Annotated in this window: 21 protein-coding genes and 2 pseudogenes; 16 read left to right on the forward strand and 7 right to left on the reverse strand. The window is 73.5% G+C overall.

The features are described 5' to 3' along the window. From ACLBXO_RS29945 to ACLBXO_RS29960, 4 genes and pseudogenes are all read right to left on the reverse strand, one after another. Positions 1 to 125 (reverse strand): annotated as a pseudogene (locus ACLBXO_RS29945) (3-phosphoglycerate dehydrogenase); the annotation flags it as partial. Positions 126 to 212: 87 nt separating this feature from the next. Beyond that, positions 213 to 2,726 carry a putative bifunctional diguanylate cyclase/phosphodiesterase gene (locus tag ACLBXO_RS29950; protein WP_447687677.1) on the reverse strand — a complete coding sequence of 838 codons (2,514 nt, stop codon included), beginning with the start codon at positions 2,724 to 2,726 and terminating at the stop codon, positions 213 to 215. Between the two features lies 1 nt (position 2,727). Continuing rightward, positions 2,728 to 4,149, reverse strand: a complete 1,422-nt coding sequence (locus ACLBXO_RS29955) for a cytochrome P450 (RefSeq protein ID WP_331316035.1) — start codon at positions 4,147 to 4,149, stop codon at positions 2,728 to 2,730. Between the two features lie 169 nt (positions 4,150 to 4,318). After that, positions 4,319 to 5,110, reverse strand: coding sequence for a trypsin-like serine peptidase (locus ACLBXO_RS29960; RefSeq protein WP_447687689.1), 792 nt, complete (start codon positions 5,108 to 5,110; stop codon positions 4,319 to 4,321). A 418-nt stretch (positions 5,111 to 5,528) separates the two neighbouring features. On the opposite strand from ACLBXO_RS29960, the gene ACLBXO_RS29965 reads away from it, so the two are divergent. The 14 genes from ACLBXO_RS29965 to ACLBXO_RS30030 all read left to right on the forward strand — a co-directional run bounded on the left by ACLBXO_RS29965 (position 5,529) and on the right by ACLBXO_RS30030 (position 18,010). Further along, positions 5,529 to 7,412: a methanol/ethanol family PQQ-dependent dehydrogenase gene (locus ACLBXO_RS29965; RefSeq protein WP_331316033.1), complete on the forward strand. Its 1,884-nt coding sequence runs from the start codon at positions 5,529 to 5,531 to the stop codon at positions 7,410 to 7,412. 174 nt (positions 7,413 to 7,586) lie between these two features. After that, on the forward strand, positions 7,587 to 8,495 hold the full coding sequence (moxJ, locus tag ACLBXO_RS29970) for a methanol oxidation system protein MoxJ (RefSeq protein ID WP_447687678.1): 909 nt from the start codon (positions 7,587 to 7,589) through the stop codon (positions 8,493 to 8,495). Positions 8,496 to 8,577: 82 nt separating this feature from the next. Then, a complete protein-coding gene (gene moxG, locus ACLBXO_RS29975) occupies positions 8,578 to 9,165 on the forward strand; it encodes a cytochrome c(L), periplasmic (RefSeq protein ID WP_447687679.1) in 588 nt (195 codons plus the stop codon). Between the two features lie 86 nt (positions 9,166 to 9,251). Then, positions 9,252 to 9,542: a methanol dehydrogenase [cytochrome c] subunit gene (locus ACLBXO_RS29980; RefSeq protein ID WP_012321128.1), complete on the forward strand. Its 291-nt coding sequence runs from the start codon at positions 9,252 to 9,254 to the stop codon at positions 9,540 to 9,542. Between the two features lie 102 nt (positions 9,543 to 9,644). After that, on the forward strand, positions 9,645 to 10,676 hold the full coding sequence (locus ACLBXO_RS29985) for an AAA family ATPase (RefSeq protein ID WP_331316027.1): 1,032 nt from the start codon (positions 9,645 to 9,647) through the stop codon (positions 10,674 to 10,676). After that, a complete protein-coding gene (locus ACLBXO_RS29990) occupies positions 10,673 to 11,527 on the forward strand; it encodes a DUF58 domain-containing protein (RefSeq protein ID WP_447687680.1) in 855 nt (284 codons plus the stop codon). The genes ACLBXO_RS29985 and ACLBXO_RS29990 overlap by 4 nt, the downstream gene beginning before the upstream one ends. Positions 11,528 to 11,529: 2 nt before the next feature. Beyond that, positions 11,530 to 12,510 carry a nonribosomal peptide synthetase MxaA gene (locus tag ACLBXO_RS29995; RefSeq protein WP_447687681.1) on the forward strand — a complete coding sequence of 327 codons (981 nt, stop codon included), beginning with the start codon at positions 11,530 to 11,532 and terminating at the stop codon, positions 12,508 to 12,510. A gap of 4 nt (positions 12,511 to 12,514) precedes the next feature. After that, positions 12,515 to 13,594, forward strand: a complete 1,080-nt coding sequence (locus tag ACLBXO_RS30000; protein WP_447687682.1) for a vWA domain-containing protein — start codon at positions 12,515 to 12,517, stop codon at positions 13,592 to 13,594. Continuing rightward, complete coding sequence (locus ACLBXO_RS30005; protein ID WP_447687683.1) at positions 13,591 to 14,223, forward strand: MxaK protein; 633 nt, start codon at positions 13,591 to 13,593, stop codon at positions 14,221 to 14,223. The genes ACLBXO_RS30000 and ACLBXO_RS30005 overlap by 4 nt, the downstream gene beginning before the upstream one ends. Then, a complete protein-coding gene (locus ACLBXO_RS30010) occupies positions 14,220 to 15,287 on the forward strand; it encodes a vWA domain-containing protein (RefSeq protein ID WP_447687684.1) in 1,068 nt (355 codons plus the stop codon). Before ACLBXO_RS30005 ends, ACLBXO_RS30010 begins: the two co-directional genes overlap by 4 nt. Before the next feature lie 2 nt (positions 15,288 to 15,289). Continuing rightward, positions 15,290 to 15,856, forward strand: a complete 567-nt coding sequence (locus ACLBXO_RS30015) for an SRPBCC family protein (RefSeq protein WP_447687685.1) — start codon at positions 15,290 to 15,292, stop codon at positions 15,854 to 15,856. Between the two features lie 8 nt (positions 15,857 to 15,864). Beyond that, a complete protein-coding gene (locus ACLBXO_RS30020) occupies positions 15,865 to 16,803 on the forward strand; it encodes a YncE family protein (RefSeq protein WP_447687686.1) in 939 nt (312 codons plus the stop codon). Continuing rightward, entirely contained in the window at positions 16,800 to 17,321 is a 522-nt protein-coding gene (locus tag ACLBXO_RS30025; RefSeq protein ID WP_447687687.1) for an MxaH protein, read from the forward strand. The genes ACLBXO_RS30020 and ACLBXO_RS30025 overlap by 4 nt, the downstream gene beginning before the upstream one ends. Beyond that, on the forward strand, positions 17,318 to 18,010 hold the full coding sequence (locus tag ACLBXO_RS30030; protein ID WP_331316023.1) for a response regulator transcription factor: 693 nt from the start codon (positions 17,318 to 17,320) through the stop codon (positions 18,008 to 18,010). Before ACLBXO_RS30025 ends, ACLBXO_RS30030 begins: the two co-directional genes overlap by 4 nt. Positions 18,011 to 18,036: 26 nt before the next feature. Here ACLBXO_RS30030 and ACLBXO_RS30035 read toward each other — a convergent pair whose 3' ends face one another. Beyond that, positions 18,037 to 18,441 (reverse strand): hypothetical protein, encoded by a 405-nt coding sequence (locus tag ACLBXO_RS30035; protein ID WP_447687688.1) that lies wholly within the window; start codon positions 18,439 to 18,441, stop codon positions 18,037 to 18,039. A gap of 95 nt (positions 18,442 to 18,536) precedes the next feature. On the opposite strand from ACLBXO_RS30035, the gene ACLBXO_RS30040 reads away from it, so the two are divergent. Next, positions 18,537 to 18,833, forward strand: coding sequence for a hypothetical protein (locus ACLBXO_RS30040; RefSeq protein WP_331316020.1), 297 nt, complete (start codon positions 18,537 to 18,539; stop codon positions 18,831 to 18,833). Between the two features lie 27 nt (positions 18,834 to 18,860). On the opposite strand, the gene ACLBXO_RS30045 is transcribed toward ACLBXO_RS30040, so the two are convergent. Beyond that, positions 18,861 to 19,217, reverse strand: a complete 357-nt coding sequence (locus ACLBXO_RS30045; protein WP_331316018.1) for a VOC family protein — start codon at positions 19,215 to 19,217, stop codon at positions 18,861 to 18,863. Between the two features lie 246 nt (positions 19,218 to 19,463). On the opposite strand from ACLBXO_RS30045, the gene ACLBXO_RS30050 reads away from it, so the two are divergent. Next, on the forward strand, positions 19,464 to 21,575 hold the full coding sequence (locus ACLBXO_RS30050) for a putative bifunctional diguanylate cyclase/phosphodiesterase (RefSeq protein WP_331316016.1): 2,112 nt from the start codon (positions 19,464 to 19,466) through the stop codon (positions 21,573 to 21,575). A 519-nt stretch (positions 21,576 to 22,094) separates the two neighbouring features. On the opposite strand, the pseudogene ACLBXO_RS30055 reads toward ACLBXO_RS30050, so the two are convergent. Next, positions 22,095 to 22,198, reverse strand: a pseudogene (locus ACLBXO_RS30055) (porin family protein); the annotation flags it as partial.

Here is a 22,198-nt window from a genome sequence, read left to right on the forward strand (position 1 = left end):
GCCACGGCGGCGGCGAGGTCCGCGGGCCGGTCGACGAGGCCCGGATCGTACACCACGTCGAGGCCGGCGAGCTCGGCCGCGATCGCGGCCTCGTCCATGAACTCGCTGATGATGACCTTGGGCATGGCGCGCCTGTGTCCCGGTTCCGCGTGGTCGTCCCCGCTAGAGCCGTTTCCGGCCGCGTGGCAACCCGGAGCCCGGCGCCGTCGCCCTCAGGCGACCGCGCGGACGGCTTGCTCTGTCGGGAGCGCCGCCCGGGGCAGGCGCTCGATCAGGCCGGGGATCTCCGCGGGCGGCCGGGCCGGGCTGTACAGGAAGCCCTGCGCGCTGTTGCAGCGCCGCAGCCGGAGGAGCTCGGCCTGCTGCTCGGTCTCGACGCCCTCCACCGTGACGTCGATGCGCAGGTCGCGGGCGATGACCATGATCGCCTCGATCACCGTCAGGCATTCGGGGCGGCTGCTCAGGTCGCGCACGAAGGCGCGGTCGATCTTGATCTTGTCGACCGGGAACTGCGTCAGGTAGCTCAGCGAGGAGTAGCCCGTCCCGAAATCGTCGAGGGCGATCCGCACGCCGAGCGCCCGCAGGGAGCGGAGATTGTCCAGCACGTGCGGGGTATTGGCCAGGAAGATCGACTCGGTGATCTCGATCTCCAGGCGGTCCGCCGCGAGGCCGGTCTCGCTCAGCACCGCCGCGACGTCGGCGAAGAAGTCGGGCCGGCGGAAATGGACCGACGAGATGTTCACGGCGACGCGCAGGCGCGCCGGCCAGGTCAGCGCCTCCGCGCAGGCGCGCCGCAGGGCCCAGCGCCCGATCGTGATTATGAAGCCCGTTCCCTCGGCGATCGGGATCAGCTCGGCGGGCGAGACGGGGCCGAGACCGGGCCGGGTCCAGCGCAGCAGCGCCTCGCAGCCGACCACCGCGCCGTCCTGCAGGCTGACCAGCGGCTGATAGTGCAGCACCATCTCGCCGTCGGCGAGGGCTTGGCGCATCGCCTCGTCGAGTTCGTGCCGGCGCTGGACGCGCACGTCCAGGTCGCGGTCGAAGCCCCGCCAGCGCCCCTTGCCGCCCTGCTTGGCGCTGTAGAGCGCGAGGTCGGCCTTCCGGAGCAGGTCCTCGGGCTCGGTCGCGTCCGCCGGGGCGCAGGCGATCCCGATGCTGACGCCGATCTCCGCCCGGACGCCGTCGATGAGGTAGGGCTCGCGCAGGGCCGCGATCGCGGCCTCGGCCAGGGCCTGCGCGGCCGCGCCGTCCCGGCCGCGCTGCAGGATCGCGAACTCGTCGCCTCCGAGTCGGAACGCCTGCGCGTCGGCCGGGAGCAGGGCGCGCAGGCGGTCGGCGACCTGCCCCAGCATTGCGTCGCCGGCGCCGTGGCCGATGCTGTCGTTGACGGTCTTGAAGCCGTCGAGGTCGAGGTAGAGCAGGCTGACCGCCGCGTCCGGGGCCTGCGGCGCGTCCTGCAGCGCGCTCTCCGGCGCGGCCTGGGGCACGATCTGGGCGGCGGCCGCGCAGGCCTCGGACGCGACGTCGTGGAACATGACCCGGTTCGACAGGCCGGTCATCGGGTCCCGGGTGGCCAGATAGGCGATGTGCGCCTCCGCCCGGCGGGCCTCGGTCACGTCGGAGCCGACGCCCCGGAAACCCGCGAAGCGCCCCTTCTGGTCGAGGAACGGCTTGCCGCTCAGCCGGAGCCAGCGCCGGCCGGCCGGCGTGTCGACGGCGATCAGGTGCTGGTGGAACGCGCTGCCCCGCCGGAGGCGGTCCAGCAGGTCGGCGCTCTGATCGGCCTCGGGGGGCGCCTCCGCCCGGCCGGCCAGAAGCGCCGGGAACGAGGTGTGCTGGAGCGTCTGCACCGGGCAGGCCAGGACGTCCGCCATCCGGGTGGAGACGTGCTGGAAGCGCCCGGTCTCGTCCGTCTCCCACAGCCAGTCGCTGGCATTCGCCTCGAAGGCGTTGAGCAGCAGCCCGATCGTCTCGCTCTGGTCCTCGACCCGCACGCGGTCGAGGATGCGCTGGCGCGACAGGCGGCTCATGCGGCTCACGCTCGTCACCACGAAGACCGCGTAGACGACGAGCAGGAAGCCGATGCTGAGCGCGACCGGCTCCCCGGACCTGGCCAGACCGACGAAGCTGCCGACGATGACCGGGCCCGCGAACAGGTACGAGACCGACAGGAGCGGGCCGACCACGTAGGCGTCCGAGATCAGGCCGGCCACGATGGCGACGACGAGCAGCCGCGCGTCGCCGTCGGAGGGCGCGAACAGCGCGACCGGCAGGGTCGCCCAGGCGAGGCCCAGGGCGAAGGCGAGGCCGGCGGAGATCCGGCAACCCCACCGGACGGTGTGCGCCGAGGCGGTGTCGCCGTGGGTGCGCCAGTAGAGCCAGGTCGCGTAGGTCGCCGCCGTGATCAGCACCGCGACCACGGCGAGCAGGCCGAGGAGGTAGGTGTGCGAGGCCGTGCTCCAGAAGAAGTACGCGACGGCCAGCGCGATGATCAGGTGCGTCACCGCCGAGTAGGTGGCGAGCTTCAGCGTCTCGTCGAGGAGCCCCGCGCGCACCTGCAGGCGGTAGCGGCTGGGCAGCGCGTCGTCGGCGTCGGGACCGAAGAGGCGGCCGAGCAGCGATCGCGCCCGGCGGCCCGGCCAGAATCCGAGCCGCGCACCCGGCCCGTTCGCGCCGGGCGGGCCGGACGCGCCCGCGGAGATCCCGGTCGCCATCCCGGTCGCCATCTCAGGCCCCATCGCGGTCCCCATCGCGGGACGCGACCCTCATCGTCAGGCCGCCCTTGGGCCGCAGCGTCACGCGGAACTGCGCCGCCGGCATCTCCGCCGTCACCGGCCTGAGGCGGAAGGCGGGCAGCAGCGTCGCCAGGATCACGAGGCACTCGGTCAGGGCGAGGCTCATGCCGATGCAGACCCGCGGGCCGGCGCCGAACGGCAGGTAGGCGTAGCGGTCCCGCGCGGCGACCCGCTCCGGCGCGAAGCGGCCCGGGTCGAACGCCTCCGGCCGGTCCCAGAGCAGTGCGTGCCGGTGCAGGGCGTAGACCGGCACGTGGACCGACTGCCCGGCCGGCACGACCGCGTCCCCGAGGCGGACCGGGGCCCGCGTCCGCCGGACGATCAGCGGCGCCGGCGGATAGAGGCGCATCACCTCGAGGAGCACCTGGCGGGTGTAGGGCAGCCGCTCCGCGGCCTCCGGATCGTCGGCCGGATCGCCGCCGAGGCGGGCCATCTCGGCGACGACGCGCCGCTCCACCTCCGGGTGCTCGGCCAGGACCCGGAAGGTCCAGGCCAGCGCCAGGGCGGTGGTCTCGTGGCCGGCGGACACGAAGGTGAGCAGGTTGTCGACGAGGCTCGCCTCGGGGAGCGGCGCGCCGGTTTCCGGGTCCCGCGCCTGCAGCAGGAGGCCGAGGAGGTCGGAGCCGGGCTCGCCGCGGGCCCGGCGGCGCGCGATCGTGCGGGCGACCTCGCCGCGCAGGTAGCGCACCGCCTCCGCCCCGGCCCGGGACCCCGGATGCGGGACCCAGGCCGGGGCCCGCAGCATCTCCAGGGCGATCTTCCAGCTGGTCTGGCCGAGATAGGCGTCCATCGCGGCCCCGAAGGGCCCGACCTCCAGGTGGGGATCGCCCGACACCATCGTGGCGACGATGACGTCGAAGGTCGTGCGCATCATCTCGCGCAGGATGTCCCGCTCGGTCCCGGCCGGACCGGCGTCGCGCCAGCGCGCCCGCGTCGCCGCGGCGGCCCGGGCCATGGCCGGCACGAAGCTCCGGACCCGGTCCGGCCGGAACATCGGGGTCGCGGTCCTGCGCTGCCGTCGCCAGTGGGCCCCGTCGGCGGTGAGGACCCCCGCGCCGAGGGCCGGGGCCAGCGCCCGGAGCATGAACGGCTCCCGCTCCAGCGCCTCGGCCTGGTCGACCATCAGGCTGCGGATGTGCCCGGGATCGCAGACGTAGGTGGTCCGCTGGCCGAGGAAGCGGGTGGTCACCAGGGGTTGTGTGTAGATCTGGCGGGGCCAGGCCTCGATCAGGCTGCCCAGCATCGTGACGAGCACGGATGGCAGCGCGACCGCCTCGGCCACGCCCTCTGCCACGGCCTCCGCGAACGGCGGCCGTCCCGGCGCGCAGACCCTGAACGTTCCGACAGCGGGCATACCGGCTCCCTCGCGGGACCAGATTCGTGGCTCAACGTTAAGTTTTGGCGTCCCGCCGCATCGCCGTCGAGAACTTCCCCCGGCCCCGGGGCGGAAATCGCCGCGTTGCTTACCGGGGGCTTACCGGGATTCCCGCGGCAACGGGGCGAACGCCCGGCGGCGGCCCGCCCTAGCGGTCCCGGGTCTGGATGGCCCGAGCCTCGAGAGCCTCGAGGAGCCGGCCCTCGATCAGCAGGGCCGAGCCGTAGTGGAACTCGATGTCGAAGGCGTGGCGCTGGTTCATCGCCAGCGACGCGCTCTGCATCGCGACGAGGTGGCCCTCCGCGTCGAACAGGCCCGAGCCCGATCCGCCGTAGCCGTCGTTGCAATCGTGGCGGGCGCGGCGGATCGCGCCCTCGCTCGGCGGATCGATCCGCCGGACGGCGCAGGATTCCCGGCTGCTCTGCCCCCGGTAGTTCTCGTGCCCGGCCGGCGAGACCATCGTCACCGGGAGCGCGAGGTCGCCGGTCGGAAGGCCGGGCGGGTCCGGGATCGGCTGCGGTCGCGCCTCGGCCGGCTCGGCGAGGCGCAGCAGAGCCCAGTCGTCGGTGATGTGCAGGCGCCGCGCCTCGGGCTCGATGCCGAGGTCCAGGATCTCGGGCACGAAGGCGTAGTTCCGGCCGGCGATCTGGAAGTAGCAATCGGCGACGGTTCGGGTGACCTCCAGCTGCCGGTTGCGGAAATTGTGCGCGTTCATCAGCACGAGGGACCGGCTCCCGATCAGCCACGCGGCGGCGGCCTTCTGGGGGACCCCGTCCGGGCGCCGACACCACAGGACGCCCGCGCCGGGAAAGCGGTCCAGGTCGGCCCCCGTCAGCTCGCGCCGCCCGTCCTGCTGATAGAGCGCCGCGAGGTGGCGCTGCTCCCTGCCGCTCCCGGCCGCCACGGCCGGCGGCGTCCAGGCTGCCATCCAGGCTGCCATCCAGGCTGCCAGCACCGGAGAGCGGGCCGCGCAGCCCGTGACATGACCCATGGCGTCCTCCCGGAGCGGGTCGCGGACGGCGTCAGCCCCGCGCGCGAGCCCAATGTTCCCGCCTGTCTGGGATGGCGGTCGGCGCCCGGTCAAGACCTCCGTGATCTTACCAGATCACCGGTGTCGTATTGCCGGATCATCCCGAAAAGAAATGTTTCGTTTTGCAAAGACACGCATTACAAGCCGTGCGAATAATCGAGTGGCGCACAACGATAATAAGTCTTTCATAAGCTCAGCGAATACTGGAAATAAGCCGGATATCGCGACGCTGGAGGCGGATCTGTCGTTGAAAGTCGTGTCGCCATCGAATGAACACCACGATGACTGTGAGGCCAAACGGCGTGGCAGTCCGGCGAGGAGACGCAGGATGATGAGGCTCCGGAATTCCGTCTCGGCATTGGCGATCATGGCGCTCGCGCCGGTCGCCATGGCGGGCGTGGCGCAGGCCAACGACAAGCTCGTCGAGAAATCGAAGAGCGACGAGAACTGGGTGATGCCCGGTAAGAACTACGACTCGAACAACTACAGCGACCTGACGCAGATCAACAAGAGCAACGTCAAGCAGCTCAAGCCGGCCTGGACGTTCTCCACCGGCCTGCTCAACGGCCACGAGGGCGCGCCGCTCGTCGTCGACGGCGTCATGTACATCCACACCTCGTTCCCCAACAACACCTTCGCCCTCGGCCTCGACGATCCGGGCAAGATCCTCTGGCAGGACAAGCCCAAGCAGAACCCGGCCGCCCGCTCGGTGGCCTGCTGCGACCTCGTGAACCGCGGCCTCGCCTACTGGCCCGGCGACGGCAAGACCCCGGCGCTGATCCTCAAGACCCAGCTCGACGGCAACGTCGCCGCCCTCAACGCCCAGACCGGCGAGACGGTGTGGAAGGTCGAGAACTCCGACATCAAGGTCGGCTCGACCCTCACGATCGCCCCCTACGTGGTGAAGGACAAGGTGATCATCGGCTCCTCGGGCGCCGAGCTCGGCGTGCGCGGCTACCTCACCGCCTACGACGTCAAGACCGGCGCGCAGGTCTGGCGCGCCTACGCCACCGGCCCGGACGAGGACCTGCTGCTCGCCAAGGACTTCAACATCCACAACGCCCATTACGGCCAGAAGGGCCTCGGCACCTCGACCTGGGAGGGCGACGCCTGGAAGATCGGCGGCGGCACCAACTGGGGCTGGTACGCCTACGATCCGGGCACCAACCTGATCTACTTCGGCACCGGCAACCCGGCGCCGTGGAACGAGACCATGCGTCCCGGCGACAACAAGTGGACGATGACGATCTTCGGCCGCGACGCCGACACCGGCGAGGCGAAGTTCGGCTACCAGAAGACGCCCCACGACGAGTGGGACTACGCCGGCGTCAACGTGATGATGCTGTCCGACCAGAAGGACAAGGACGGGAAGATGAGGAAGCTCCTCACCCACCCGGACCGCAACGGCATCGTCTACACCCTCGACCGGACGGACGGCACGCTGGTCTCGGCCAACAAGATCGACGACACCGTCAACGTGTTCAAGTCGGTGGACCTGAAGACCGGCACGCCGGTGCGCGATCCGGAATACGGCACCCGGATGGACCATCTCGCCAAGGACATCTGCCCCTCGGCGATGGGCTACCACAACCAGGGTCACGATTCCTACGACCCGAAGCGGCAAGCCTTCTACATGGGCATCAACCACATCTGCATGGATTGGGAGCCCTTCATGCTGCCCTACCGGGCGGGTCAGTTCTTCGTCGGTGCGACGCTGAACATGTATCCGGGCCCGAAGGGTGACCGGCAGAACTACGAGGGCCTCGGCCAGATCAAGAGCTACAACGCCATCACCGGCAAGTTCAACTGGGAGAAGATGGAGCGCTTCGCGGTCTGGGGCGGCACCACCGCCACCGCCGGCGACCTCGTCCTCTACGGGACGCTGGACGGCTTCATCAAGGCGCGCGACTCCGACAACGGCGACCTCCTCTGGAAGTTCAAGCTGCCGTCGGGCGCCATCGGCTACCCGATCACCTACACCCACAAGGGCACGCAGTACGTCGCCATCTACTACGGCGTCGGCGGCTGGCCGGGCGTGGGCCTGGTGTTCGACCTCGCCGACCCGACCGCCGGCCTCGGCGCGGTGGGCGCGTTCAAGAAGCTCGCCAACTACACCCAGATGGGCGGCGGCGTGATGGTGTTCTCGCTGGACGGCAAGGGCCCGTACGACGACCCGAACGTCGGCGAGTACGCGCAGCACGCCGCCAAGTAAGGGCCGCGCGGCAGGCCTCCGCGTGAGGCCCGCCCGACGACCTCCCACCCGACGACTCCCGACGGCCCGACGGCCGGCGGGATCGCGGGACGGATCCGAGCGGGCGGGGCGCCGCCAAGCCCCGCCAGTCCGGCCCCGCCACAAGAAACGCTCCGACAACAGGGATCAACGTCCATGCCGCGCCCGCGCGCCCGCATCCTGGCGGCCCGCTTCGCCGCCGTCCTGACGCTCGCCACCCTGGCCGCCGGGCCGGCGGCGGCCCAGGAATCCGAGGCCCATTCCATCCAGTCGGATCCCGGCAAGGCCCCGGCCGCCCCGCCGGCCGACCCCGCGACCCTTCGGATCTGCGCCTCCGAGAAGCAGCCGCCGCTCTCGATGAAGGACGGCTCGGGGCTCGAGAACCGCGTCGCCGCCGCCGTCGCCGAGGCGATGGGGAAGAAGCCCGTCTTCGTCTGGCTCCCGAAGCCCGCGATCTACCTCGTCCGCGACGGCCTGGAGAAGCGGACCTGCGACGTCGTCGTCGGCCTCGACAGCGACGACCCGCGGGTGCTGACCACCCGGCCGTACTACCGGAGCGGCTACGTCTTCATCACGCGCGCCGACAAGGATCTCGACGTGAAGTCGTGGTCCGACCCGCGGCTCAAGACCCTCGACCACATGGTTGTGCCGTTCGGCTCCCCCGGCGAGGCGATGCTCAAGGAGATCGGCCGCTACGAGGAGGACATGGCCTACCTCTACTCGCTGGTGAACTTCCGGTCGCCGCGCAACCAGTACACCCAGATCGACCCGGCCCGCATCGTCAGCGAGGTCGCCAACGACAAGGCCGATGTCGGCGTCGCCTTCGGGCCGGACGTGGCCCGGTACGTCAAGGAGTCCCCGACGCCCCTGCGCATGACGCTGGTCCCGGCCGACACGACCGGCAGCGACGGCCGCAAGGTCCCGCAGGTCTTCGACCAGTCGATGGGCGTGCGCAAGGACGACGAGGCCCTGCGCAAGGCCCTCGACGCCGGGATCGAGAAGGCCCGGCCCGCCATCGCGGCGATCCTCAAGCAGGACGGTGTGCCGGTCGTCGCCGCGAACTGAGGCCGCCCCGCCGAGACCGCCCCACCGAGACCGGCCCGGCCCGCCCGGGCCATCGATCAGGACATCAGGACCCGCTCAAGAGATGCTCATCGTACGTTCGGCCCGCGTCGCCCTTCTCACCCTCGCCGCGGCGATGCCCGTCGCGGCCCGCGCCCAGCCCCAGTCCGGCCCGCAGACCGGCATCGTCTTCCGCAACACCATCACCGGCGAGGCGATGGACACGGCCGAGGGCAAGCCGGGCGGGCGGGACACGCAGGCGGTCAAGACGTTCTTCCAGACCGGCAAGAACCTCTACATCGACGACAAGTCCTGCCTGCGGAACGGCGAGAGCCTGTTCCTGACCTCGTGCTCCGGCTGCCACGGCCATCTCGGCGAGGGCAAGGTCGGGCCCGGTCTCAACGACGATTACTGGACCTACCCGGCGAACACGACCGATGTCGGCCTGTTCGCGACGCTCTGGGGCGGCGCCAACGGCATGATGGGCCCGCACAACGAGGATCTCAATCCCGACGAGATGCTGCAGGTCATCGCCTGGATCCGCCATCTCTACACGGGCCCGGTGAAGGATGCCGAGTGGCTCACCGACGCGCAGAAGAAGACCTACAAGCCCTTCAAGGAGGGCGAGACCTTTGCCAAGGACGCGCCCGGCCAGTGCAAGCCGCTGGACTAGCCGTTCTCGGCAAGTCGCGCCCCGCGGGAGACGGGGCGAACCGGCGGCCCGACCGGCCGCCCCAGGAAGAGACGGAGGAATCTACGATGCGCACAGTGATCACGGCGGCGATGCTGATCGCGGGGGCGGCCTTCGCGGTACCGGCGCTGGCCTATGACGGGCAGACCTGCAAGGCGCCGGGCAATTGCTGGCAGCCGAAGCCCGGCTTCCCCGAGAAGGTCGCCGGGACCAAGTACGACCCCAAGCACGACCCGAAGGAGGTCAGCAAGCAGGCCGAATCCATCAAGCAGATGGAGGAGCGCAACCGGAAGCGGATCGAGAACGCCAAGAAGACCGGCAAGTTCGAGTACGACGTCGCCAAGATCTCTTCGAACTGATTGCGACCGACCCGACCGTCCTGGGGCCGGCCCGCCTTGCGGCGCCGGCCCGCAGCGACGCTCGGCAGCGCACGCCGCATCGACACGCGCAGGCACCGTCTCATGAACACCCTCCGTCCCGGAGACACGATGCTCACCGACTGGCGGGCGGCGGCGGCCCGCTTCGAGGCGGAGGTCGCCAAGGCGGTGGTCGGGCAGGAGCGGGCGATCCGCCTCGTGACGATCGCGATCTTCGCCCGCGGCCACGTGATGCTCGAGGGCGATGTCGGCGTCGGCAAGACCACCCTGCTGCGGGCGGTGGCCCGGGCGCTGGGCGGGGCCTACGAGCGCGTCGAGGGCACGGTCGACATGATGCCGACCGACCTGATCTACCACACCTATCTCGGCCCCGACGGCCGGCCGCGGGTCGATCCCGGCCCGGTCCTGGCCCGGGCCGAGGATCTCTCGGTGTTCTTCTTCAACGAGATCAACCGGGCGCGGCCGCAGGTCCACGCCCTGCTGCTCCGGCTGATGGCCGAGCGCAGCGTCCAGGCCTTCGGCCGCACCTACGCGTTCCCGAACCTCCAGGTCTTCGCCGACCGCAACCGCGTCGAGCGCGAGGAGACCTTCGAGCTCCCGGCCGCGGCCCGCGACCGCTTCCTGATGGAGATCGGGCTGGAGGCGCCCCGGGACGCGGCGGTGCGCCGGAGCCTGGTCTTCGACCCGCGCTTCCACGACACCGACGCCCTCGTCGGCGCGGTCGCGGCGGGCGTGCTCGACCACGCCCGGATCGGCGGCATCGCGGCCGCGATCCAGCACGCCGTCCGGGCGGAGCCATCGATCGAGGCCTACGTGGTGGCCCTCTGGGACGCGCTGGTCCGCCCCGCGGAGGCCGGGATCCGGCTCCCGGGCCTCGACACCGCCACCCTGGTGCAGGGGGGCGCCTCCCCGCGCGGCGTCGCCTTCCTGGTGCGCGCCGCCCGGGTGCGGGCGTGGCTGGAGGGCCGCGAGTGGCTGGTGCCCGAGGACGTGCGGGCGGTCTTCACCGCCGTGATGGCCCACCGCGTCTTCCTCGAGCCCGTCCACGAGCTGCAGCGCGGCGCGATCGTGCCCGCCCTGTGCCGGGCCGCGTTCGAGACGGTGCCGGCGCCGTGAGCGACCCGCGCACGGCCGACATCGTCTATCTGCCGCGCTGGCGGCCGCGCGGCAGCCGGGCCGGCCTCCACCGGGGGCGCGACGCCGGCGGCGCCGGCCCGTTCCGCGATCAGGTGCCGTTCCTGCAACTGCCGGATGCCCGCCGCATCGACCTGCGGGCGACGCTGCGCGACCCGTTCGAGGGCGTGCATGTCCGCCGCTTCGAGGCGCGGACCGCGGTCGAGACCTGGGTCCTGGTCGATCTCTCGGCCTCGATGGGCTTCTCCGGCACGGCCCACCGGGCGCGGCTCACGGGCGATCTCTGCCGGGCCCTGGCCGTCTCGGCGACCCGGATCAGCGACGGGTTCGGCCTGATCGGCTGCGACGAGACCCTGCGCGACGACCTCACCCTGCCCGCGACCCGCCACCGGGGCGCGGCCGTCGCCGCCGCCGAGCGGGTCGCGGGCGCGCCGCGCGCGGGGCGCGGCTGCGCCGGCATGCTCGAGGCCGCGCGGCGGCTCGCCGGGCGGCCGAAGCTCGTCTTCCTCGCCTCCGACTTCCGCTGGCCCGAGGCGCTGATCGCCCGGGTCTTCGCCGCCCTGGCGCCGCACGACACGGTGCCGATCCTGCTCGCCGACCCCGCCGAGGCGGAGGCGCTGCCGGCCTTCGGCCTCGTCGAGCTCGACGATCTCGAGGGCGGCGGCCGCCGCGTGGTCCTGCTGCGCCCGAGCCTGCGCCGGGCCTGGATCGCCCGGGAGCGGGACCGGGTCGCTGCACTGGAGCGCGCCGCCGCGCCCTTCGCGCGCCGGGTCTTCCGCCTCGCCGGGCGCTTCGACGCCCAGGCGCTGACCCGCCACCTGATGACGACCTGAGCATGGGCGCGCGCGGTCCCGCCCTCCTGTCGGCCGGCCACCTCGCCGGCCTTCGCGCCGGCGTCCTGGCCGGCGTCCTGGCCGCGCCCCTCGCCCTGACGGCCGGCCCGGCCGCCGCGCAGGTGCGCTCCGTCGAGGTGCGCAGCCCGCGGCCCTTCGGGATCTTCCTGGGCGACCTGGTCGAGGCGCAGGTGGAGATCCTGGCCGATCCCGACTTCCGGCTGCAGCGCGCGACCCTGCCCCGGCCCGGTCCGGTGACCTACTGGCTCGACCTGCGCGCCGTCGCGGTCGACGAGGCCCCGGCGGCCGGCGGCCGGCGGGTGCGCCTGCGCCTCACCTACCAGAGCTTCTACGCCGCCCTCGACGCCCGCACCCTGGAGGTGCCGGGCTTCCCCCTGACGCTGGCGAGCGAGGCGGCGACCGGCCTCACCACCGCCGCCGTCCAGGTGCCGGGCTGGAGCCTCGGCGTCTCGCCCCTGCGCGAGGTGCAGCCGCAGCGGCGCGAGGATCCGGCCGAGTACCTGCGCCCGGACGGCCGGAGCGGGCGGATCGATCCCGGGCCGGACCTCGCGGCGGCGGCGGGTCTCGGCGCCCTCGCGGGCCTCGCCGCGCTGGCGCTGGCGCACGACCGGGCCTGGGGACCGTTCCGGCAGCGGCGGGGCCGGCCCTTCGCGGCGGCTCTGGGCGCGCTCCGGCGGCAGCGGGCGGGAGCCGATCTCGATCAGGCCTACCGGGCGGCGCTGCTGGCCCTGCACCGGGGCCTCGATCGGACCGACGGCAGGCGGGTGCTGGCCGACGATCTCGGCGCCTTCCTCGCCCGGCACGGGGCCTTCCGGGACCAGGCGGCGGGGCTCGCGCGCTTCTTCGAGGCCTCGCGCCTCGCCTTCTTCGGCGGCCGCCTGCCGGCCGCGCGCGGGGCTTGGCCCCGCGCCGAGGCCGAGGCGCTCCTGGCGCGGCTCGCGGCGGCGGAGCGGAGCGCGTGAGGCCGTGACCGATCTCCTCGCCCGCCTCGGCGCGACCGATCCCTGGGTCCTGTGGCTCCTGCCGCTGGCGCTGCTGCCGCTGGCCCGCTCGGCCCTGCGCCGGACGGCCGTGCCGGCGGTCGCCGCCGCCCCGGCCGATCCCGTCTCGGCCTGGCTCGGCCGGGCGCTGACGCTCGCCGGCGTCCTGGCCGTCGCCGGCCTGATCGTGGCCCTGGCGGGCCCCTACCGGACGGGCGCGCGGATCGAGCGCCTCGGCATCGGCGCGCAGGTCTCGCTGCTGATCGACCGCTCGGGCAGCATGAACGAGACCTTCGCGGGCCGGCAGCCCTCCGGCGCCGAGGAATCGAAGGCCGCGGCCTCCCGGCGCCTGCTGGCCGATTTCGTCGGCGCCCGGGCGCACGACCTGTTCGCCGTGACGGCCTTCTCCACCGCGCCGATGCTGGTCATGCCGATGACCGACCGCCACGACGCCGTGCGGGCGGCGATCGCCGCCATCGACCGGCCCGGCCTCGACTATACCAATATCGGCCGCGGTCTCGGCATGGCCCTGTCGCAGTTCGGAATCGATGTCGGCGCCTCGCGGGTGCTCCTGCTGGTCTCCGACGGCGCCGCGGTGATCGACCCGCGCATCCAGGACCAGCTGCGCGCCGCGGTCGCGCGGATCCGGCCGAACCTGTACTGGCTGTTCCTGCGCACCAAAGGATCGCCCGGCATCGCCGACCGGCCGGCCGGCGAGGACACGCCCCAGGCCGCGCCGGAGCGCCACCTCGACCTGTTCTTCAGGAGCCTCGGCGTGCCCTACCGCGCCTTCGAGGCCGAGGGCGCCGCGGCGGTGGCCGCCGCCATCCGGCAGATCGAGGCCCTGGAGCGGGACCCGATCCCCTACGTCGAGGAGCGCCCGCGCCGGGACCTGACCGGGCTCGCCGCCGCGCTCGCCGCCCTGGGCCTCGCGCTGCTCGTCCTGGCCAAGCTCGCGGAGGCGGACCTCGCGGAGGCGGACCTCGCGGGGGCGTCGGCCGATGCGGAGACCGCGACGGAGGCCGCGACGGAGGCTGTGGGCGCGGCGGCGCGGAGGGCGGCATGAGTTCCGGCGCCCTCCTCGACGGCCCGGCCCCGCGCCGCCGCGCCGCGCTCCCTCGCCTCGGCGTCGGCGCGGTGTGGCGCCGGGTCCGGCCGGCCCTGCTGGTCGCGCTGCCGCTGGTCCTCGCGGCCGCCGCCCTGTGGTTCGCCGTCTCGGGCTGGATGGCGGCGCGCGACGACGACCGGATCGCCGCCCTGGAGGCCGGCCGCGACCGGCCGGTCGAGCCGGGTGCGCGGCCGGCCCTCCTGGCGGCGCGGATCGGCTTCCTCGCCGCCCGGGACCGTCTCGGCGAGACCGAGCCCCTGCTCGCCGGCCTCGACCGCGCCGGCGCGGTGCGGGAGGCGGCCCGGGCGCGGTACGTCATCGGCAACGCGCGGATGCGACAGGCCTTCGCGCTGATCGGCCGGGGCGACCTCGACAAGGCCGCGCCCCAGGTGACGCTGGCGCGGCAGGATTACCGCCGCGCCCTCCAGGCCCGGCCGGAGTTCTGGGACGCCAAGTACAACCTCGACGTCGCCTCGCGCCTCGTGCGCGACTACCCGGATTTCGACCGCAAGACCGGGGACGAGCTCCGCGCCGAGCCGAAGAAGATCTGGACCGACATCCCCGGCCAGCCGCGGGGCGGCCCGTGAGCCCGCGGCGCGTCCTTCCCCTCCTCCGGCCCTCGGTCCTGCCCCCTCTCGTCGCCCGCAACCTGCGCGACGGGCGGTTCCGCGCCCTGGCGGCCGCCCTCGCGCTGGCGCTGGCGGCCCTGGTCGCGCCGCCGATCCCGGTCACCCGCACCGGCGTGTCGGTGCTGGCGGTGGTCGACATCACCGGCAGCATGGCGGTGCGCGACTATCCCGCCGCCGGCGTGTCGGTGAGCCGGCTCGAGACCGTCAAGGCGGCGCTGCGGGCGACGCTGCCCGACCTCCCCTGCGGCTCGCGGGTGGCGCTCGGCCTGTTCACCGACCGGCGGCCGTTCCTGCTGTTCACGCCGGTCGAGGTCTGCGCCGACTTCGCGCCGCTGGACGGCGCGATCGCGGCCCTCGACCCGCGCATGGCCTGGGAAGGGGACAGCCGCGTCGCGGCCGGCCTGTTCCGGTCGATCGCCATGGCGGGGGAGATCGACGCCGACCTCCTGTTCCTCACCGACGGCCAGGAGACGCCGCCCCTGCCCGCCTCCGGCGGCCCGACCTTCGACGGCAGGCCCGGCGCGGTGCGCGGGCTGATCGTCGGCGCGGGCGGCTACGGCCTGTCGCCGATCCCGCGCTTCGACGATCGCGGGCGCGAGACGGGCTTCCTCGGCGAGAGCGACGTCCAGCAGGAGAACCGCTCCGGGCCGCCCCCGGCCGACGCGGAGTCGCGCGAGGGCTACAACCCGCGCAACGCCCCCTTCGGCGCCCAGGCCGCCCACGGCACCGAGCACCTCTCGTCGGTCCGCGAGCCCTACCTGAAGCGCCTCGCCGCCGATACCGGCCTCGGCTACGTCCATCTCGACGGGCCGGGCGGTCTCGCCGCCCCTCTGCGCGCCGCGGCGACGCCGCGCCCGCTGCCCGGCCGCCTCGACCCGCGGCCCGCCCTCCTGGCGGCGGCCCTGGCTCTGACGCTCCTGGCCCTCCTGGCGGCGCCCCTCGCCCGCGCCCTCCGCGTGCTCCGCGGGCGCGGGGCCCACTCTGCTCCAACCCCTGCTCCAACCGGAGCGATCAGGACCTGACCATGCGGATGCCCCTCGCCCTCTTTCCGGCCCTCTTTCCGGCCCTCGCCGCGGGCCTCGCCGTCGTCGGCCTCGCCGGCGCGGCGCTGGCCCACGGGCCGACGCCGCAGAAGATCGACCAGTCGATCACCATCCAGGCGCCCCCGGAGGCGGTCTGGAAGGTGGTGGGCGATTTCGGCGGCATCGGGCGCTGGCACCCGGACGTGGCCAAGGCCGAGGCCAGTGGCGGCAACGTCGAGGGCACGACCCGCCGGGTGACCCTCAAGGCCGGCGGCACCCTGGTCGAGGGGCTGGACGAGTGGCTGGCCGACGGCCGGACCTACTCGTACCGGATGTCCGACCCGGACCTGAAGGCGCTCCCGGTCTCCTCCTACTCGGCGACGCTGACCGTGACCCCGGACGGGACCGGTTCCAGGGTGTCGTGGATCGGCCGCTTCTACCGGGGCGACACCGGCAACGAGCCGCCGGAGAATCTCGGCGACGAGGCCGGGCGCACGGCGATGAACCGCTACTTCGCGGACGGGCTCAAGGGTCTGAAGGCGGCCGTCGAGGGCCGGACAACCCATTGAGGCCCCGCATGCGCCACCGCTGGCTGATCGCGACGCTCGCGGTCGCGGCCGTCGCCGGGACCGGCGCCGCGTCCGCGGCGGACGACCCGGTCTGGGTCGTCAGCCAGCAGGGGGCCGAGCTGGCGCGGATCGAGGCCGGGACCGTGGCCGGGCGGATCCCGCTCGGGCCGGCGCCGGTGGCGGCGGCGGCCGACCGGGCCGGCCGCCTCTATCTGACCCACCCGGACGGGCGCGCCGTGACCGTCGTCGCGCCCGGCGAGCCGCCCCGCCGCCTGCCCGTCCCCGGCCAGGCCTTCGGCCTCGCGGCGAGCCCGGACGGCGCGCACCTGTTCGTCGGCGACTGGTCGGGCGACCGCGTCCTGAAGGTCGCCGCGGCGACCGGCGCCGTCGAGGGCGCCGCCGCGGTGGGCCGCGACCCGGCCCATCTCGTCCTCGACCGGCGCGGGCGGCTCTACGTCGCCGACCGCGAGAGCCGTCAGGTCAGCGTGATCGACACCGGGACGATGGTCCGGGTGGCCGTCGTCCCGACCGGCGAGGCGCCCTTCGCCCTGGCGCTCGCGCCGGACGAGGCGAGCCTCTACGTCGCCAACGTGCGCAGCGGCGATCTCACGGTGATCGACACGGGGACGCTGCGGGCCCTGGCCACGGTTCCGGCCGGCCGGATGCCCTACGGGGTCGCGGTCACCGGCGACGGCCGCCGCATCCTGGTCACCAACCAGCACGCCGCCGCCGTGACGGTGATCGACGCGGCCCGGCTCGAGATCGTCGCCACCGTGGCGGTCGGGCCCTATCCCGAGGGCATCGCGGTGGCCGGTCCGCGTGCCTACGTGGCGAACTGGTTCTCGGACGACGTCTCGGTGATCGATCTCGCCACGTGGCGCGAGACGGCGCGCATCAAGGTAGCGGAGGGGCCGCGCACGGTCCTGGCCGGGGAGCCCGCGCGATGAGCCGCGCCGGCCGCGTCCGGATCGCGTCCGGCCTGGTCCTGCTGGCCCTCGGCGCCTGCGACCGCGGGGCGGACGAGCGGGCGGACGAGGCCGGCGCGGTCGTCGCCACCACCGCCGAGGGCACCCTGCCGGCCTGGCTCGCGCCGACCGACGGGACCGACCCGGCCCGCTGGCTCGCGGGCCGCGAGGCCGGGACGGTCCTGCCGGCCGACGATCCCCGCGTGCGCGCGATGGCGACCGCGCTGGCCGGGGCCCGCGACGGCTTCATCGAGGACCCGCGCATGATCGCCAACCGCACCGTCCAGCTCGGCCAGATGCTGGCCGAGGCCGGCATCGGCGAGGGCTACGGCGCGATCCTCGGCGGGCTCGGCGGTATCGCGGCGGGGCGCGGCCGCCGCAAGAGCCTCTACGGCGAGATGTGCCAGCACTACTACAACGCCCGGATGCAGGGGGCCGACCACGCGGCCGCGCTGGCGCGCCTCGCAGCCCCGCACCCGGACCGCGAGGCGACGCCGTGAGTGCCGCCCGGGCCTCGGCCGACCGCCCGGCGGGGCGGGACGGCCCGCGGGTTCTCGACGCGGTGCTGATCGTCGACGACCACCCGGTCGTGCGGCGCGGCTTCCGCCATCTCGCCGAGGATGCCGGCGTCCGGGCGGTCCACGAGGCCGCGGACGTGGTGTCGGGCTACCGCAGCTTCCACCGCCACCGGCCCGGGCTGGTGGTGACCGACCTGGGCTTCCGCGACCAGGGGCTGTCGGGCCTGTCGCTGATCCGCCGGGTGCGGGCCCTGGAGCCGGCGACCCGGATCCTCGCCTTCAGCATGCACGACGATCCGGTGATCGTCGCCCGCGCCATCGAGGGCGGGGCGCACGGCTTCGTCCTGAAGGACACGGCGGTGACGCGCTTCCACGAGGCGCTGGCGGCCGTGTCGGCCGGGCACAGCTACCTGCCGCACGAGGTCGCGACCAAGGTCGCGATGCTGAATGCCGGGCTCCTGGAATCGCCCCTCGCGCGCCTGACCGCGCGGGAGGTTCAGGTCCTGTCGCTGCTGGGCGCGGGCAAGTCCAGCGAGGCGATCGCCGACAGCCTGTCGATGAGCCACCGGAGCGTGTCGGCCGCCCTCTCGGGCATGAAGCAGAAGCTCGGCGCCGGCAGCCTCGCCGACCTGCTGCACATCGCCCTGTCGCGGCACGGGCGCCCGGTGTGAGGACGGCCGCCGTCAGCGGGGCGGGGCTACCGCGGCACGATCAGGCCGGGAATGATCGATCCCTGCGGGCCGAACGTCGCCTCGGCCTTCCGGCAATTGGCCGCGACGTCCTTCTGGTAGGCCGCGATGTAGCGGGTCGCGGTCAGGTGCAGGTCGCCGGTCTCCAGGCTCGCGGGATCGACGCCCAGGGCCTCGACGGTCTGCTTGAGGCGCGCGGGATCGCTGCGCAGGCCGGGGCATTCGAGGTTCACGAACCCGGCGAGCCCCGCGAGCTTCGCCGCCTGGTTGCGCCGCGGATCGGCGGCTGCCGGGTCCTGCGCCTGCATCGGGGGCTGGGTCTGGGGCTGTGTCGGAGGCTGCGCCTGCGCCTGCGCCGTCAGAAGAGCCAGCAGGCCGGCCGAGACTGGGCCGGAATGACGGACCGCGCGCATCGCTTCTCCCATCCTGTCGCACGAGCAGCGCGTCCGTCGGCCGTCACCGCTGCGCAGAGGCACGCAGGGTTATGCCGCAGGAAAGGAGATTTACAATGCAGACCAAGCTTATAATCGTCTTATTGGCTCTCGGATGCGCGCCTCTGCCGGCGCATGCCGCGCGCCTGACCGTCGACGACAGGGCCTCGCTGTGGCCGCGGGCGAGCGCGACCGACAAGATCGATTTCTCCACCCGGATGGGCCGGGCCTTCCACACGTTGTCGCCCAGGCTGGACGCGGCGTACTTCATGCGCTGCCTGGAGGAGACCGCCAATATCGGAGACACCAAGGACCTGCGGCTCGAGGAGATGGTGCGGACCTGCATCTCCCTCGTCCGGGACGAGGCCGAGTGAGCGGCCGGCCGCGCCCCACGCGCGGCCTCACGCACGATGGGCGACGATGTTGACCAGCCGGTCGAACGGGTCGCGGACGTAGAACCGCTCCACGCCCCAGGGTTCCCGGGCCGGGCCGCACAGCACGGGCAGGCCGGCCCGCCTCACGCGGGCGCGGACGTCCGCCAGATCGTCGACCTCGACCGAGATGTCGGGAACCGGCGTGCCCGAGCCGCCCGTGCTGGCCACGCTGATCTGCGGCGTCGCCGAGATCCCGGGCGCCGCGAAGGTCAGGATCCAGCCGTGATCCATGACCACCTCCAGGCCGAGCACGTCCCCGTAGAAGGCCCGCGCCGCCTCGACCTGCATCGCCCGGATGTCGGTGACGATCCGCCTCACGGCCATGGCCCGGTCCCCGCTGCGCGCCGCCTATCAGAGGGCTCCGCGGGCTGCCCGGCAAGGCCCGGTACGCCGCCGCAGGGATCCGCGCCCCGACCTCGTCGCGGTCCGCCGACCGGAGTGCACGCAGCGATTGAATACAGCGCCTCCGGAAAGAATCCGGAAAGCTCCCCGATGGTACCGTCGCCGCCGGTGGGAGCGCGCACCGTCCAGCAGAATGTTCGCCCAGGCGGACGATTGGGATCCCCGGGTATGAACAGTGGGACGGTCGCGCTGCGGGACAAGGCGAAGCTCCTCGACACCGTTCTCGACACGATGGATCAAGGGCTCATGATGATCGACGCCGCCGGCGTCGTTCAAGTCTGTAATGCCCGGGCCCTCGCGCTGCTCGACCTGCCGCCGGCGCTGATGCGGTCCCGCCCGACTTTCGAGGCGGTCCGGCAATACCAGATCGCGCAGGGCGAGTTCGGGACGGCGAGCGAGACCCTGCAGCGCTGGGTGGCCGCGGGCGGCCTGGAGCGCCGCGCCCACACCTACGAGCGCGAGCGCCCCAACGGCACCGTGCTGGAGATCCGCACCGTGCCGCTGCCCGACGGCGGTGCGGTCAGGACCTTCACGGACATCACCGCGCGCAAGCGGGCCGAGGAGACGCTGCAGGTCAGCGAGACGCGCCTCGCCCTGGCGCAGGACGCGGGCAGCGACGGGCTCTGGGACTGCGACCTCACGACCGGGGAGGCGTGGTCCTCCGACCGCTGGTGGGGTGTGCTGGGCTACGAGCCCGGCGAGCTGGCGAGCCACGCCCGCACGTGGCGGGCCCTGCTCCACCCGGAGGATGCGGGCGCGGCCGAGCGGGCCCTGATCGAGCACCTGAGCGGGCGGGCGCCGACCTACATGTCCGAGCATCGCATGCGCCGCAAGGACGGCTCCTGGGCCTGGATGATGACGCGCGGCAAGGTGGTGGCCCGCGCCGCCGACGGACGCGCGCTGCGCTTCATCGGCACCCAGATCGACATCACCGCCCGCAAGGCGGCCGAGGGGCAGGTCGCCCACATGGCGCGCCACGACGGCCTCACCGACCTGCCGAACCGCGCCCTCTTCTACGAGCGGCTGGAGATCCGGCTCGCCGACATGCACCTGAACGGCGGCACCTGCGCGGTGCTGTGCCTCGATCTCGACCGCTTCAAGGCCGTCAACGACAGCCTCGGCCACGCGGCCGGGGACTTCCTGCTCCGGGCGGTGGCCCACCGCATCCGGGCGGTGCTGCGGGCCGACGACATGGTGGCGCGCCTCAGCGGCGACGAGTTCGCCGTGCTGGTGGCCGATGCCGACGACCCCGCCCGCGCGGAGACCCTGGCGGCGCGCCTGATCGCGGCCGTCCAGGCGCCGATAGCCTTCGGCAAGCGGCGGCTGAAGGTGGGCCTGAGCGTCGGCATCGCGCGGGCGCCCTGCCACGGCTTCGACAGCGAGACCCTGTTCCGCCGCGCCGATCTCGCCCTCTACCGGGCGAAGACCGAGGGCCGGAACACCCACCGGGTGTTCGAGCCCGCCATGGACGCGGCCGAGGCGGCCCGGCGCGACCTGGAGCGCGACCTGCGCCAAGCGATCGAGGGCGACGAGCTCATCCTGCATTATCAGCCGCAGGTGAGCACCGGCACCGGCCGGCTGCTCGGGTTCGAGGCGCTCGTGCGCTGGGAGCATCCGACCCGCGGTCTGGTGCCGCCGAACGCCTTCATCCCCCTGGCGGAGGAGAGCGGGCTGATCCTGCCGCTGGGCGAGTGGGTGCTCCGGGCCGCCTGCCGGGAGGCGGCCCGCTGGGCGCACCCGCTGAAGGTCGCGGTGAACCTGTCGCCGCGCCAGTTCCAGCAGGCGGACCTGCCCGAGCGCGTCCTGGCCATCCTCACCGAGACGGGCCTCGCGCCGACGCGGCTCGAACTCGAGATCACCGAGACCCTGATCATCAACGACATGGCGCGGGCGCTCGGCATCCTGCGCCGGCTGAAGGCCTTCGGCGTGTCCATCGCGATGGACGATTTCGGCACCGGCTACTCGTCCCTCGCGACGCTGCAGGCCTTCCCCTTCGACAAGATCAAGATCGACCGGTCCTTCGTGGGCCATGTCGAGGTCAGCCCGCAGGCGGCGGTGATCGTGCGGGCGGTTCTGGGGCTCGGCCGCAGCCTCGGGATGAGCGTCGTGGCGGAGGGCGTCGAGACCGACGCGCAGATGCGCTTCCTGGCTGCGGAGGCCTGCGACGAGGCCCAGGGCTACCTGATCAGCAAGCCGCAGCCGATCGAGCGGTTCGCCGCGCAGCTCGACGCGCCCGAAGGCTTCCTGCCGCCCGGCAGCCCCGACGCGGCCGTCGCCTGAGGCACGCCGCTCCGGGGACCCGACCACGGCCCGACGGCGGTTCGAACGCCCGCACGATGGTCGCGGTGGCGGTGCGGGCCGCCGGGCGGACGGCCTGCCGCCGGCCCCTGTGGCACGGCCGCGACACCGGCCGACGACCGCCTGTGGATGACGCGCCCTGCCCCCGATCCGTCAAGGTTCGGATGCCAGCGTGGCCGCGCGCCTCCGAACCGGCTCCCCCAGCTCCGCCATCCCATGTTCGCCCAGCCCCACGCCCTCATCCTCCGCCATCGCGAGCGCGTCGCCGTGCTCGTCTCCTCGGCGCTGTTCCTGGCGGGCGCCCTGCCGCTCTTCTGGGCGCTCGGCTGAGGCCCGCGCCCGGGCCGGCAGGATCGACGGCCGGCCGGCGGCCGCGGGCCGTCGAGCTTCCGGGCCGCGCTCCGGCCGCCTGAACGGCGCAGGGGCCGCGTCCTCTCGGACGCGGCCCCTGGCGTGTTCGGTCCGGCGCGACGGTCGCGATGCGACCGTCGCGGTGTGGTCTCAGTAGGAGCCGAACTTGTAGTTCAGGCCGGCGCGGACGACGGCGAACTCGTCGGAGCGGCGTCCGATGCCGCTGTAGACGACCGGGAAGTTGTTGGCGGCGT

The organism is Methylobacterium sp. C33D (assembly GCF_053345825.1).

Bases quoted from the DNA above. Each gene is read 5' to 3' on its own strand.
- ACLBXO_RS29995 (WP_447687681.1), top strand. From the start codon at position 11,530: ATGGGCGCGCGCGGTCCCGCCCTCCTGTCGGCCGGCCACCTCGCCGGC.
- ACLBXO_RS29985 (WP_331316027.1), top strand. From the start codon at position 9,645: ATGAACACCCTCCGTCCCGGAGACACGATGCTCACCGACTGGCGGGCG.
- ACLBXO_RS29955 (WP_331316035.1), bottom strand. From the start codon at position 4,149: ATGCCCGCTGTCGGAACGTTCAGGGTCTGCGCGCCGGGACGGCCGCCG.
- moxG (WP_447687679.1), top strand. From the start codon at position 8,578: ATGCTCATCGTACGTTCGGCCCGCGTCGCCCTTCTCACCCTCGCCGCG.
- ACLBXO_RS30020 (WP_447687686.1), top strand. From the start codon at position 15,865: ATGCGCCACCGCTGGCTGATCGCGACGCTCGCGGTCGCGGCCGTCGCC.
- ACLBXO_RS29980 (WP_012321128.1), top strand. From the start codon at position 9,252: ATGCGCACAGTGATCACGGCGGCGATGCTGATCGCGGGGGCGGCCTTC.
- ACLBXO_RS29965 (WP_331316033.1), top strand. From the start codon at position 5,529: ATGATGAGGCTCCGGAATTCCGTCTCGGCATTGGCGATCATGGCGCTC.
- ACLBXO_RS30025 (WP_447687687.1), top strand. From the start codon at position 16,800: ATGAGCCGCGCCGGCCGCGTCCGGATCGCGTCCGGCCTGGTCCTGCTG.
- moxJ (WP_447687678.1), top strand. From the start codon at position 7,587: ATGCCGCGCCCGCGCGCCCGCATCCTGGCGGCCCGCTTCGCCGCCGTC.
- ACLBXO_RS30045 (WP_331316018.1), bottom strand. From the start codon at position 19,217: ATGGCCGTGAGGCGGATCGTCACCGACATCCGGGCGATGCAGGTCGAG.
- ACLBXO_RS30035 (WP_447687688.1), bottom strand. From the start codon at position 18,441: ATGCGCGCGGTCCGTCATTCCGGCCCAGTCTCGGCCGGCCTGCTGGCT.
- ACLBXO_RS29960 (WP_447687689.1), bottom strand. From the start codon at position 5,110: ATGGCAGCCTGGATGGCAGCCTGGACGCCGCCGGCCGTGGCGGCCGGG.
- ACLBXO_RS30040 (WP_331316020.1), top strand. From the start codon at position 18,537: ATGCAGACCAAGCTTATAATCGTCTTATTGGCTCTCGGATGCGCGCCT.
- ACLBXO_RS29950 (WP_447687677.1), bottom strand. From the start codon at position 2,726: ATGGCGACCGGGATGGCGACCGGGATCTCCGCGGGCGCGTCCGGCCCG.
- ACLBXO_RS30050 (WP_331316016.1), top strand. From the start codon at position 19,464: ATGAACAGTGGGACGGTCGCGCTGCGGGACAAGGCGAAGCTCCTCGAC.
- ACLBXO_RS30015 (WP_447687685.1), top strand. From the start codon at position 15,290: ATGCGGATGCCCCTCGCCCTCTTTCCGGCCCTCTTTCCGGCCCTCGCC.
- ACLBXO_RS30005 (WP_447687683.1), top strand. From the start codon at position 13,591: ATGAGTTCCGGCGCCCTCCTCGACGGCCCGGCCCCGCGCCGCCGCGCC.